The organism is Candidatus Poribacteria bacterium (assembly GCA_009839745.1).
In the GTDB taxonomy this organism is placed as follows: domain Bacteria; phylum Poribacteria; class WGA-4E; order WGA-4E; family WGA-3G; genus WGA-3G.
Genome location: VXPE01000079.1, coordinates 1 through 12,915 on the forward strand (window position 1 = coordinate 1; position 12,915 = coordinate 12,915).

General features: G+C 46.9%; 12 protein-coding genes and 1 pseudogene. 7 read left to right on the forward strand and 6 right to left on the reverse strand.

What is annotated here, in order from left to right; translation table 11 throughout:
- Nucleotides 1-49: 49 nt before the first annotated feature.
- Nucleotides 50-1,309 (reverse strand): hypothetical protein, encoded by a 1,260-nt coding sequence (locus tag F4X88_12880; protein ID MYA57186.1) that lies wholly within the window; start codon nucleotides 1,307-1,309, stop codon nucleotides 50-52.
- An 89-nt stretch (nucleotides 1,310-1,398) separates the two neighbouring features.
- Here F4X88_12880 and F4X88_12885 point away from each other — a divergent pair, with 89 nt between their 5' ends.
- Nucleotides 1,399-1,767: a hypothetical protein gene (locus F4X88_12885; GenBank protein ID MYA57187.1), complete on the forward strand. Its 369-nt coding sequence runs from the start codon at nucleotides 1,399-1,401 to the stop codon at nucleotides 1,765-1,767.
- A 23-nt stretch (nucleotides 1,768-1,790) separates the two neighbouring features.
- On the opposite strand, the pseudogene F4X88_12890 reads toward F4X88_12885, so the two are convergent.
- The 3 genes and pseudogenes from F4X88_12890 to F4X88_12900 form a co-directional block, all read right to left on the reverse strand.
- Nucleotides 1,791-3,877 (reverse strand): annotated as a pseudogene (locus F4X88_12890) (N-6 DNA methylase).
- A gap of 14 nt (nucleotides 3,878-3,891) precedes the next feature.
- The gene (locus F4X88_12895; GenBank protein MYA57188.1) at nucleotides 3,892-4,293 is read right to left on the reverse strand and encodes a hypothetical protein; all 402 of its coding nucleotides are present in this window, start codon (nucleotides 4,291-4,293) and stop codon (nucleotides 3,892-3,894) included.
- 91 nt (nucleotides 4,294-4,384) lie between these two features.
- Nucleotides 4,385-5,113, reverse strand: coding sequence for a CPBP family intramembrane metalloprotease (locus F4X88_12900; protein ID MYA57189.1), 729 nt, complete (start codon nucleotides 5,111-5,113; stop codon nucleotides 4,385-4,387).
- A gap of 73 nt (nucleotides 5,114-5,186) precedes the next feature.
- Between F4X88_12900 and F4X88_12905 the strand changes: the two genes are divergently transcribed.
- From F4X88_12905 to F4X88_12915, 3 genes are read left to right on the forward strand one after another with little or no spacing between them, the layout of a single operon-like run.
- Complete coding sequence (locus F4X88_12905) at nucleotides 5,187-6,203, forward strand: glycosyltransferase family 9 protein (GenBank protein ID MYA57190.1); 1,017 nt, start codon at nucleotides 5,187-5,189, stop codon at nucleotides 6,201-6,203.
- Nucleotides 6,197-7,705, forward strand: coding sequence for a hypothetical protein (locus F4X88_12910; GenBank protein ID MYA57191.1), 1,509 nt, complete (start codon nucleotides 6,197-6,199; stop codon nucleotides 7,703-7,705). The genes F4X88_12905 and F4X88_12910 overlap by 7 nt, the downstream gene beginning before the upstream one ends.
- Nucleotides 7,686-8,360: a TVP38/TMEM64 family protein gene (locus tag F4X88_12915; protein ID MYA57192.1), complete on the forward strand. Its 675-nt coding sequence runs from the start codon at nucleotides 7,686-7,688 to the stop codon at nucleotides 8,358-8,360. Before F4X88_12910 ends, F4X88_12915 begins: the two co-directional genes overlap by 20 nt.
- A 27-nt stretch (nucleotides 8,361-8,387) precedes the next feature.
- Here F4X88_12915 and F4X88_12920 read toward each other — a convergent pair whose 3' ends face one another.
- Both F4X88_12920 and F4X88_12925 read right to left on the reverse strand, forming a co-directional pair.
- Nucleotides 8,388-9,719, reverse strand: coding sequence for a CCA tRNA nucleotidyltransferase (locus F4X88_12920; protein MYA57193.1), 1,332 nt, complete (start codon nucleotides 9,717-9,719; stop codon nucleotides 8,388-8,390).
- The gene (locus F4X88_12925) at nucleotides 9,716-10,336 is read right to left on the reverse strand and encodes a hypothetical protein (GenBank protein ID MYA57194.1); all 621 of its coding nucleotides are present in this window, start codon (nucleotides 10,334-10,336) and stop codon (nucleotides 9,716-9,718) included. Before F4X88_12925 ends, F4X88_12920 begins: the two co-directional genes overlap by 4 nt.
- 207 nt (nucleotides 10,337-10,543) lie before the next feature.
- Here F4X88_12925 and F4X88_12930 point away from each other — a divergent pair, with 207 nt between their 5' ends.
- The 3 genes from F4X88_12930 (at nucleotide 10,544) to F4X88_12940 (ending at nucleotide 12,902) form a co-directional block, all read left to right on the forward strand.
- Entirely contained in the window at nucleotides 10,544-11,173 is a 630-nt protein-coding gene (locus F4X88_12930) for a hypothetical protein (protein ID MYA57195.1), read from the forward strand.
- A gap of 120 nt (nucleotides 11,174-11,293) precedes the next feature.
- The gene (gene nusA, locus F4X88_12935; GenBank protein MYA57196.1) at nucleotides 11,294-12,598 is read left to right on the forward strand and encodes a transcription termination/antitermination protein NusA; all 1,305 of its coding nucleotides are present in this window, start codon (nucleotides 11,294-11,296) and stop codon (nucleotides 12,596-12,598) included.
- A 13-nt stretch (nucleotides 12,599-12,611) separates the two neighbouring features.
- On the forward strand, nucleotides 12,612-12,902 hold the full coding sequence (locus F4X88_12940; protein MYA57197.1) for a YlxR family protein: 291 nt from the start codon (nucleotides 12,612-12,614) through the stop codon (nucleotides 12,900-12,902).
- Nucleotides 12,903-12,915: the final 13 nt, after the last annotated feature.

The following is a 12,915-nucleotide window of genomic DNA, read 5'->3' on the forward strand; positions in this document are numbered from 1 at the left end:
AACATATTACCCCTTCTATGAGGTTATGTCAAACATTATTGCGTAAGTCCTATTTCTGTTGGATTTCAGACTGTTTCTCTGCTCTAATTGTTGGGAGAGCAATTCTACCGAATGCGTCTCTATTGATCGCTGTGAGGATTGTCCCACTACACCCTTTCTTGAGTTGTAACTGACCGACGCTACTCTTCAAAAACACCAATAGAGTTTCCGAATTAAGTACATCCGAATTGATAATATGGAATCCAGTTGAACAGAGAGCATTATCATATTCCCCTGTTATCAAGGCTATGCTTTCCAGTGAGCCTTCAACAGATGAAACAATGACATCTCCCGTGTTCACCTTGCATCGTGCTCTACTTGGCAAATCTTGTCCTTGCCCTACCATACAATCCTTTACCTCCCCATCACGCCCGATATTAGCAAGTTCAATATACTTGTATTCCGTTTCAGGCTCAGGTTTGAAATTGCTATCTTTTAACTGGGCTTGATTCGCAATCACTCCCCAACCCCCCTGATAACTTTTAATGGCACTGATAATATCATCGTATCTTGGCTGGAAGTAATCCGCGTCAATACGCTCTGCGTGTTGCATGCTGACATAATCTGTGGCAAAGGTTAAGTTGTGCTTCGGTTGATAGTCGGTGAGTCCGAGTTCGTCAAGGAGAAGGGTTTGGGTTTCGGCATACCGGGTTTTTGATAGTTCTGTTAGATCTTTTGACCGGAGATAGGTTTTTTCTATCTCCATTTGAAGATTTTCTAAATTCGGCACAGGAATTTGATACAAAAAAGGCGGGGCAACTTCAGGTTGGGCACTACCGTATTTACCCTTCTGTATTAATGCTTCACCATACTTCGTATTGAGGAAAATGGCGAGAAAGAACGGATTTAAGCTGCCACTTTGGACGATAAAGGTATGAGACGATGAGATAGCATGGCTATCCTCAAGATAGATAGCACACTGACCAGCATTTGCGCCCGATCGCGTTATCAGAATATCTTTGTAATAGATGGTGTTGTCTTGTAAACACTCTGCATCTTCTTCCGATATGTAAACAGGGTTGGATGTTAGATCAATGGATAGGGGACGCACATTTTGTGCTCTCAAAAATAGAACACCCTCATCCACATAATTTCGTTGTATTTCTTTCGGGTGCCTAATATTGACTTGAAAATCAATGAGTCGGCGCGAACCAATCTTTTCAAGTTTGCGTTGAACCCGTAGATAATCAGGTCGAAAAAACTCCGCATCAAGCCGCAGAGAATGAGAGGCATCCACTATAGATTGATAATCAACGACAGAATACTGCATTATTAATTATTCCGTAATTGTCCGCTCCGCGATAATTACTTGACATCCACACAAATTTCTGTTATTCTACACCATAGGAGGAGTTACCGATGTCAAATCACTTCAACGAGTTATTATTACAGACACTCAAAGATGTAGGCATCCGATTGGAGCGGCTTGAAGGCCGCGTGGATCATGTCATAAACGAAAAAGCCGACAAGATGGATGTCAAGGACGTTAGAGAAGAACTTAAGTTTGTTATCGAAAAATTAGACCAAAAAGCCGACAAATCGGATGTTGCGGACGTTAAGTCGGATGTTGCGGACGTTAAGTCGAATGTTAACACGCTTCGCGACGAGGTTAGGTCCCAAGGGCAACGTCTTGACCGAATTGAGACAGGAATCAAGACGCTCCAATGGACGATGACAGCTGGCATCGCTGTTCTGGGTATCATTCTTGCTTTCATCAGAGCGTGCTAACATATTGCTGAATCGAGCTCCTATTACCTCCAAAAACTTAAATCTTCGTTCTTTGCCCATTCAATAAAGGCTTCGGCAATACCATCGGAAAGCTCCTCGTTGTGGTTGTGGAGATCGTGATCAACAATCAGATGACCGTTTTTGTCCAATTTGTGCTGTCCATTGCTATTCTCAAGAAAAACGTAATCGCCAGAATTGTCTTTACCACCTTTTTCACTCACCGCTAAAAAGACGGAGTAGTTGTCAACTTTTGGACAGAGCGGGCCCTCGGTAGGATCGTCGTTCCACTTTTGCACGAACAGAACGCTCGTTTTCGTGCCGGTATGCGGTTTGAAGGTGTTACCGTGCAAACTAACGATAGCCAAGATACGGGCGCGCTCCGCGATAAATTCACGGACATATTTATCAGACGTGTTGTTAAATCTGCCTTGAGGTAGCACAATTGCCATCCGTCCCCCGGGTTTGAGGAAATCAAGATTGCGTTCAATAAACAGGATATCGCGTCCGACTTTGGTGTGTGCTTTACCGTTCTGTTTAAAGGTGAGGTTGTATTGATGCAGGATACGACTCTCCTTGATGTCCCGGCAAAAGGTGGATTCGCCATCAGAATATCGAAACCAAATGATTTGTTCTCGTCTGGCTCCATCCTTAACGCTTTGAGGCGATCAAAACCGGCGCCATAAGTGCGGCTCCACCTGTTATTTCTCTCTGTGCTGTCGTCCCACCGTTCATAATCCAGCGTGTTGAGATGCAAAACGTTGGTTTCACCATCTCCTGCAATGAGATTCAGGGTTCTCGCCACCCGGACGGTCTTTTCGTCGAAATCGATCCCAAACACTTTGAGGACATACTCCTTGTTTGCTTCAGGGATTTCTGCATTGGTGAAAAGCGTCCCCGTCAGTTTGAAAACGGTATGCACTGGAAAACCGCAACTCCCAGCAGCGGTGTCAATCATATATTCCCCCGGCTGCGGATTAAGCATCTTGACACACATATCTATAACGTGGCGTGGGGTAAAGTATTGTCCTTTTTCGCCTTTGGCGGATTTACTCACCAGATATTCAAACGCTTCATCGACAACCTGCAAATTGGAGTTGAATAACTTTATATCCTGCAAACTGGAAACGCAGACAGAAAGGTGACTGTCAGAAAGTTCAAACGCTGAATGTTCAGGAAAAACGCCTCTCCACCGGTCCCTTGCATCGTCAAAAAGCCGTTGAATTTTGGTTTTGAGTTGGGTGTCAGTTTGTCCCGTATTTCTGAACGCCATAGCGCGAAAATCATCATCTGGAATTTCTGCAACCGCTTCCTTCAGAACCTCATAATCTGGATTCTCCACGTCGTAAGATTGACCTGTTTCCTGAACAATGGTATTGATTCTGTGCCGTAGGAGGCGGTTGATAAACATTTTGTCTTCCTGACTCTTGAATTCGTCATAGAGTTTGGCAAAAATGAGTTTAAAAACCTCCTCAAAAACATCTACGCCTGCATTGGCGAGCACTTCGTCCTCTAATTCCAAAATGACATCCTTTAAGGACTTGTGCTCCGTGGCAAGTTTATCCTTAAGCACGAGATCTTTGAGGGTAAAACGCTCGTTGAGGATATCCGCCAAGGTCTGATCGGCGTTAGGAATATTGGTGATGTCTTCAAAGTAGTTTGGATCTCTCCGGTGGTAGTGCGAAATCTGTTGGCCATTTGTCCATACAGCGATGGGCGCGCCAGTAGCGTTGCAGTAGGAACGGAGTTGTGCCTTACCCTCTTGGAGTTTCGGCTTTTTGACTTCAACGATAATATAGGGGGTATCGACTCTGTCTTTGTCAAGGATAACAATGTCGGCGCGTTTCTTTTCTCTACCGAAGTTGACGAGGTGTTCAAACCGGACACGTTCTCGCGGATAATGGTACCGGTTCAAGAGGCGTTCCACATACAATTGACGGATCAGTTCTTCAGGTTTTATCTGGACTGCTTTTCCTCGAATAGGGCAATAGGTGATAGGTGTTTTTTTGCCCTCTATCCTTTGACGTAAATTCTGAATTTCAGATAGGTCAAACAGGTCAAGGTGGTAATTGCTGTCCTTGAGTATCGTTTGGAGGATGTCGGGTTGTGCCATAGTTTTTCTGTTGGTCAAGCCTGGATGATTGGTTTCCGTTCAAGTTCCTCTATTCTCCGTCGGAGTATCTGGATTTCTGCTTCTTGGTCGCGGAGTGCCTTAATTTCTGCTTCTTGTCGGTCGCGGTTCCGGTTGTATTGATACACAATAATCCCCATTGGCACCGCAACGAAGGTGAGAATAGCAACGATGAGCGCAATAATTAAATGGCCTTGGAAGTTTATGCGGTCCCGTAAATCCGTGATACGTTTATCCAACCGCCCTTCAACTGCCTCTATACGTTTCCCTAACCGGACCTCAGTTTCATTGACAATCTGGCGAATTTTCTCTAAATCTTCAACGCTTAATTCAGCAAACACAGGTGTGCTGGCGTATAAAACTAACGCAATGATGAGGAACAACCTTAACATCTTCATAACAACTTCTCCAGACCTTAGTATTTTTTCTTCACACATCATTGATACATTATAGCACAATTACTGAGCAACCGCAACAAAATGTTTATTCTCAGAAACGTGGAAAAGATACAGCTACTATATCCATCGTCATCGCGACGAGCCAGTGAATTACCGCGCCGTAGATGAACGAACGCGTTTCCAGTGCCAGCACACCGAGCAATACACCCGCAATCACAGAACCGATTGCCTCCGGTAAGGGTTTTGAGTAATGCATCACCGCAAAAGGAATCGTCTGAATTAAGAGGGTGTAGTTCCCGAATTTCCGTTCAAGTCCAAAGAGCATAAACCCACGGAAGAAGAATTCCCACGAAAACATGTAAACACCGTAAGCGAGTTGATACGGGAAGAACGCCTGCCAACTGCTCGCGACTGCCTTACAAAGTGGATACTTTGCTACGAAAGGTGGATATACGATAACCGCGAGAATCACCACGGGTATCATCAGGAACCACGCTATTCCTGTCACACCCCATCCAAGTTTCTGATGCCCGAGTTGGAACCCATAGTCCTTCAACCGCTCTTTTGTTCCAAATTGCGCAACAAGGACAGGCGCGAGGAGTAAGGTGAGTGCCGTCGTCAGAAACCAGTAATAGTAGGAATGGCTCTCTACCAATGGGAGGTTAAGAAAGTATTCTGCGAAGTGTTGCCTGAAAAAACTCCGTCGGCTGTAATACCTGTGCAACGTTAGCAGGAGCCCAGAAGCCAGTAGGATCACAGTCGCCTGTTGTTCCCAACCGCGTAGATATTTCTCTTTTAAGTTTTGGAGATAGGAATACATCTTGACATCCAGTCTGTTTTGGGGTATTATATCGTGAACAGCACAAATTTGCAATAGCCAGCGAAGGAACAGGATGTTTGCCCCTCATCAGATTCATCGCATTTTAATCATAAGACTTGCGCCACTCGGAGAAACCGTTCTCACAACACCTGTCATTCGTGCCTTACGCCAACACTTTCGAGATGCCTATATCGCTTATATGGTAGCCCCGACACGAGAGGCGTTAGTGTCCGCAAACCCACATCTGAACGAGGTTCTTACGTATCAAACCTCCGTGCCGAAACTCATCTATCAGATGGCTCGACGAAAATTCCAAATGGCGGTTGTGCTGCAGCCGACGTTCCGTCTCGTTCTTCACACATTTCTTGCGAGAATCCCGTTCCGTGTTGGATTCAAAACGAACGCTGGTGGAAAGACATTGCTGAATCTCGCAGTTCCGAATAATACAGCGCAGCATGAAACGGAGCGGTATCTCGATGTGATTCGCGCTTTGGGTATTGAAGCAGGGAACACTCAACCGGAAGTATTTGTGGATAGGGCAGGCAAGGCATGGGTGAACAATTTTCTTGAAGACCGAAAGCTGAATGACGGCAGCCCCATTATCGGGCTCAATCCGGGTGCCGCGACAGTCTATCGCCGATGGCATGCATCAAACTTTGCAACCCTTGCGGATCGCCTCCATGAAACATACGACGCACATATTATTATCACGACTGGACCGCGCGAAGGTGAATTAGCAGATCAGGTGGCGGACGCGATGTCCCATTCACCCGTTATTGTCAATCAGGCGACCCCGATGCAACTGGCGGCACTGCTGCAACGGTGTAATCTCTACATCAGCAACGATACAGGACCGATGCACCTCAGCACGGCTGTAAAAACGCCGACGATTGCCCTGTTCGGTGCCTCTAACCTTATCCAGTGGGCACCGCCGTGGGACCGACACGCCGTGGTCGCGCGCAAAGGGTGTTCGTTTATGAAAATACTGTCGTCCAGAGAATGGGACGCATATCCCGATCGCGCACGCGAAAATCTCGAGGCGATTACCCCAGATACGGTTATGGCAGCAGTTGAGGAACTCACATGGTAAATTCTGAACACACCCCCGTCGAAACATTAGATGCACAACACATCCAAAATTGTCTGACCGACATTCGGGGTAGAATGTATCGGCAGGCACTCCTGCAGACGATCACGTCTACGCTCTTCTGTGGGCTGGTGCTGCTTGTGGTGTTGTTCTTTCTGAACCGAGTGATTCCCCTACCGATCCGAATGTTAAGTGTGAGTGGGGTTATTATTTTTGTCGCGGTGGCTGTCGGTGTATGTCTCAGTGTCAAGCATCGTCAGGATTTAGACGCTGTCGCGCGGGCTGTTGACGAAAAAATGGGACTCAGCGAGCGGCTCGGGACGGCGTTTGGATTGATGCGAACCGATCCCCAAAGTGAATTCGCAGAACTCCAAATTCGAGATGCCGCAGAGACTGCAACAACCTTAGACGTTGTAAACGTAAGCCCGTATCGTCTCCCAAAGTTCCTGAAATTTTTTCCGATTCCGCTGCTGTTGATTGGGCTATCCTTCACTATTCCCCCTTTCTATGAGGTGCCGCAACCCCTGACGCATTCGCAGCAGCAGGCGTTAGATAGAATCATTCAAAACCTTGAAGGAGAACATGTTGAGAATTCGGACTTAAAGCGTCAGATGACCGATACGATGAAAGCGTTGAAAGCGGCATCGAATCTCAACACAGCGCAAAAACATCTCAGCGCCTTAAAAAAAGAGATCCGCACGCAGCGATCAGAACAAACTGCCATTGCTGAAGCAGTAGAAGCGAGTCAAAGTTTTCGCGGTATGGATGCCGACCAACTCGCTGCAGTACTGGAAAACCTCACTGAACAGGCTGCGATACCATCGGAACTCCAAGCGGAACTTATGGAACTCTTTGAACGTTTGGCTGAAGATCTACCAGAGGGTACTCTTGGTGATTCACTGAACCAGATTCAGGGGCAAGCCGTCACACCGGAGACCTTGCAGGACATTATTGCTGCCCTTGAGCAGATGGAAAAGTCGTCCGATCTTGCGGAATTGGAGGCACACCTCACGGCAAACCAAAAGGAACTGGCATTGGCGACTCTTGAAACGCAATCCGCAGGCGGTGGAATTGCGAATAGCGATGGCGGACCTGGACAAGACGCGGGGAGCCGCGAGGTTGAGGGGACTCGTGAAGGTTCGTCAAATTCCGATCCATCCTCAGCATCACAAACAGCCGAATCAGGCGGCATGGCGAGTGAAACAGACCGCCCAGATTCTACCACACCCCTGACAGGTGCGGAAACACCCGCCTTTCAGGTTAACGGAGAAGCACTGACCCTGACGACGGGTGCATCTGGCAATGCGGAAGGTGTTTCTCGTGTCTTTACGGGTGAGGTAACCGACGACGCGCCTGCCTATCTACCCTATGCCGATGTCGTCCTCAACGCGTCGCGTGCGTATGCTGCAGCCGTAGAAAATAACCGTATTCCTGTCCGATATCAGACGCAGATTAAATCCTACTTAGAGGCAATTTCGACAAAAAATGAAAAAGAGCATCATTAAAATTCTCATTACGGTTGGGGTCGTCGCGACTGTCTATCTCGTATTGAGAGCCTACGGCGTAACAGACGACATTCGTTTAGAAAACGTTCCGAAAATCAAAACATGGGTAGAAGGTTTTGGCAGAATTGCGCCCTTAGTCTACATTGGGCTTTATCTGGTATCCACTGTCTTTTTCCTCCCCGGTGCCCCAGTAACTATCTTGGCAGGTTTCGTCTTCGGACCCCTGTGGGGCATCTTTTACGCGTCCGTGGCTTCGATTATCTCTGTCTCTGTTGCTTTTCTAATTGCCCGCTACGTTGCTCGCGACCTCGTTGAAGGTTGGGTCAAAGACAATGCGCAATTCCGCAAAATAGATGAACAGGTTGAAGAACAAGGCTGGCGTATCGTGATGTTTACACGCGTGGTCCCGATTTTCCCATTCAATCTCCAAAACTATGCCTATGGGTTAACCAGTATTCGGTTTCCCACTTATGTACTCGTCTCTGCTATCTTCATGTTGCCGGGGACAGCAGTGTTTGTCCAGCTCGGTGGGGCATTTGTGAGGGGTGAGGGCAATATTTGGAAGACGCTCCTCTATCTTGGAATCGCTGGTGTGCTTCTGCTCTTGCTATCTTTGATTCCGAAACTCCTACGAAAATATCAAACGAAATTGTAACGCAGAGAAACCGACGGAATAGTTACGTTAGGGACACTTCCGAATTAACACCGCCACCGCAGCCAATGCCTCTGCCCGGGTTCGGATTTCGCCATCAAATTGACGGTCCTCAATCTCCTTCAGCAGCACTCCAATTTGCGTTCCTTCTTTCAAATGGAACTCCTGAATCAGATCGTCCCCTGTGATGAGTCTCCCCTGCTTACAGATAGGTAGAATGTGTTCATAGTAAGTATCAGCAATCTGTTTTAGAATTGCCGAATCCATCGGATACACTGCCGCTGAATATAGAAGGATACCCCACCAATCGGAGGCATGATTTCTCAGGAAGTGGTTTATCTGTTTCTGTGTCAATTGGGAGATTATGTTTTTAAGTGTCTCGCTTCCCGAGATGAGGCATTCCATAAACTGCTCCGCCTTTCGGCTGAATCGAAGGCGTTTACCGATACCCCCCACATTGTTTCCCAAGAGTAGACTCAATTTGATGAGCGAACGCCTATCGGTTTCTACACTGACTTTCTCTCGAAGATAGCGCTCAATTTCCTCGCGGTAAGTTTGTAGGAACGGAGGCATTGGATTTTCCTCGAAGGTCTCAAGGAAGGTCAAAGTCCGACGTGTCTCTTCGATGCTCGGAACGACCTGTGTGAGGAGTCCTGATACTTCCATTTGTTGTAAATATGGGTGTGCCTTCTTAACGTGAAAAATTTTCATCAGTTCGTCTCGACATCGTTCCGCTGCTACATTAGACAGCATCGACCTATAGGCTGTTACGAGATCGATTGCCTCTTGGGTGAGCTCAAAATCTAACTGTGCTGCAAATCTATAAATCCGTAGAAGCCGCACCGGATCCGCTATCACCACCTGCTCACTCGGAAATCGGAGCATGCCTGTCTCCAAGTCTTTCATACCACCGCATGGGTCAATTACCCGACAGAGGATTTGTTCGCGTGCCATACGTGTAAAAGTTTCTACATTTTCAAGCGCAATTGCCATAGCATTAATTGTCAGGTCCCGGAGACGTAAGTCGTCAGTGAGTGATGCGGCTCGGAACTGTGCGAAATCCATACTGAGCTGCGGAGGTTGTGAAGTGCTGTTCGGCTTAACAATCACGCGGGCTGTGGGCGGATTTTCTTCTAAGGCGATAGCGATTGCTCCGATAGTGGCTGCGAACGCTTTCGCGAACTGGATCGCATTAGAAGCCAACGTAAAATCAATATCTGTCGTCTGCCGTCCGAGCCACAAATCCCGCACGCTCCCCCCGACGAGATAGAGCTCCACACCTCGCTCTTTTGCGAAGGTTATGAGTGCCCGGAGGATCGGGTTATCAAAGAATTCTTGGAAGGGTTGGGTAGTTGTGTTCATTGGTTAACTCGTGCCTTCCGGCGTTGCGCCTTCCGCGAACAAAATAAAATCCCATCCAGATGAAGATGCGTCGCGTACCCGATAAAACTCGCCACATAGAACGGAAAACCGCTGCGGATCGCCCCCATAAGTCCTTCCCACTCTCGCAAGGCAGTGAGTGCGTCTATGAGCGTCCCATTTGTCTCCCACTCTGAATATGCGGCATAAATCGGGATTAACAGAAACACGCTGGGTAGCAAAATCATCGTAACTTTGGCATGTGTCCACCCCCGATGTTTGCTCATAATTGGGAGCATCGCGAATAAGCCCAGCAGTGCCGATTCCAGATACTTTTGAAAAAAAACGATCAAGACTACGTTCAACGTAAAGAGGACAGTATAAAATATTTTTTGACTCTTGCTCTTAATGTCGACATCTGGCCACAATCCGAACAGGACTGCTACAACAAAACAGCCGATAATTTTTACAATATCTCTCACCGGCGGAATCGTTGGATTCCACTCCTGTGGCACAGTATCATAAAGGATTGGAACGGCGAAGGTGATGATAAGTGAGATGGTGAAAAAAGCGCTATAAGCGACTAACCCACCGATCCAGTGTTCGCGGAACATGCTCATGGAAAATAGTATAGCATATTTATCACGGGAATAAAAATTACTTTTACCCTATCCATAGGCGGAGACCGCTTGGATTTAATTTGACTTTCAGCACAGAATATGATACAATTATGTCATAATCTTTGCGAAAGCCTTTAGATTTCCAAATTGGCTTGACGAAAAAAAGGAAAACGGGTATTATGTAACATAGAGGTGGATGGGAGAGAATTGATACCCCGTTGCTTCGGCATCGGTAGGGTCGTAAAACGCAGTCCTTGGAATTCAGGTGAGGTCTTCGTCCTCGATTTATCTATTCCTATCAACTGTGTACTACGACATCACAGAAACCGCGAAGACCTCTATGATTGGGAGTATCGCGTTTTTTTATTTTTTATATTATATGTTGGTATGACAGCAGCCGAGAAAAACTCCATTATCGAGATGTTAGCACCGATGCTTGACACTGATGGTATCGAGCTTGTGGATGTTGAAACACATTCCAAAACGCTGCGCCTCCTCATTTACAAAAGAGATGGGCTTTCGGTGGCGGATTGTCAAATGGTGAACCAGGTCGTCCGTCCGATTTTAGAGGTTCATGAGCATTTAGCAAACTATGCTCAGTTGGAAGTGGCTTCTCCCGGCATAGACCGACCCTTACGAACTGCTAAGGATTTTCAGCGAAATTGTGGGCGGACCGTTCAGATAGAAATCATCGCCCAAAATGATCACACACGTCAGATACAAGGCACTGTTGTAGAGGTACACCCTGAAGAAGTCGTCTTAACGCAGGCTCATGGGAAGGACATCTCCGTTAAAATTTCGCAAATTCTCAATGCCCGTATACACTTGAAATGGTAGAGAACAAGCACCAGAGACACACTACCACTATAAAAAGATGGAAAGGAGCACGCGGACTGCTGATACAGGACGACGCTTGCCAACCTGTATACTAAAAAGAGACCGCGGACATCAATTATTATGTTAGAGAACCTCCAAAACGCTATACGTCAAAATATGGCACAGACCGATTTACCTGAAGAGGTTTACGTTGAAGCATTAGAAGATGCATTACTTCTCGCTGCACAACGCGTTCACGGGGCTGATGCCAACGTTTCTGTTGAGATTAATTTGGAGAAAGATGATATACGCTGCTATGTCCCGAAAAAAGTGGTCAATATTATGCGTGATTTCTCGACAGAGATTCCGATAGAGCAAGCGGTGCAACTTCAAGAGGACATTGAGGTTGGGGAAATGCTGGAGGATGTTGTGGTCACTCCTAATGAGTTTGGGCGGATCCAAGCGCAGTTAGTGAGGCAAATCTTTTTCCAGAAAATCAAGCAGGCGGAGCGAGAAAAGATTTATCAAGAGTTTGCGGAACGCGAAGGCGAAATTGTTACGGGATACGTTCAACGTTTTGAGCGGGGTGGCGTTATTTTGGATCTTGAGCAGACAGAGGCATTTTTACCCCCTCGCGAGACGCCGCGTTCTCACACCTATGAGCGTGGTAAACGCTTACAATGTTTAATTCTATCTGTGAAGAATGAGATGCGGGGTCCTCCGATTATCGTATCTCGGACGCATCGGGACTTGGTATCAATGTTATTTGAGCAGGAGGTCCCTGAAATTTATGAAGGTCAGGTTCAGATTATGGCGGTCGCACGCGATCCTGGGAATCGAGCGAAGGTAGCCGTCCGGGCAACAGAAGAAGGTATTGATGCCGTAGGCACATGTGTGGGCGTCAAAGGGATACGGGTCCAGACGATCGTCGGTGAACTTGATGATGAGAAAATAGATTTACTGGAATGGAGTGAAGATCCCAGTGTCTTTATTGCGAATGCACTGGGGGCTCGAGTGGGTGTGCGTAGGGTTGAGTTGAATAATGAAAATCAGAGTGCTCTTGTGATTGTTCCGGACAATCAGTTGTCTTTAGCGATCGGGCAACGCGGACAGAATGCGCGACTCGCCGCGAAATTGACGGGTTGGAAGGTTGACATAAAGGGTGAATCCGAAGATACTGTTTCGATTAATGAACTCTTTAAACCGGAAGGTTCTGATGAAACACCTGAGCAAGCCCCAGACAATCAAGAAAAAGACAATCAAGAGGAGCACCTTGACCAAAATCTGCAAGAACAAGCAACTGCGGATGTGCCGGATTCAACAGAGGACGTTGAGATAGACCCAGACGCCGATGCTTTTGAAACCGAGGCGGCAGAGCATAACGCCGAGGAGATAGAGAAGGACACATCTACCGCTTCTGAGGATGATGATTTTGATACCGAGTGAGTCTTAAAAGTAGGTGAAGTCATTGAGGGATGTTATCCGCACTTGCATCGGATGCCGTGGAAAATTGCCGCAGAAAGCATTGGTTCGGTTTCTCTGTCAAACGGATGGACAATTGCGAATCGACAGCCAAAAGAAGTTAGGTGGGCGCGGGGCTTATGTTTGTCTCTCTCAAGACTGTATTCAGAAGGCTTTCAAGTCTCCCAAACGGATTAATTCTTTATTACGTGTGCAACTGGCAAGTGAGAATATAGCGCAGTTTGAACAAGTGCTTCTTCAAGAAATCCAAAAGTCTATGGGTACATAAGGAAGAAAAGGAG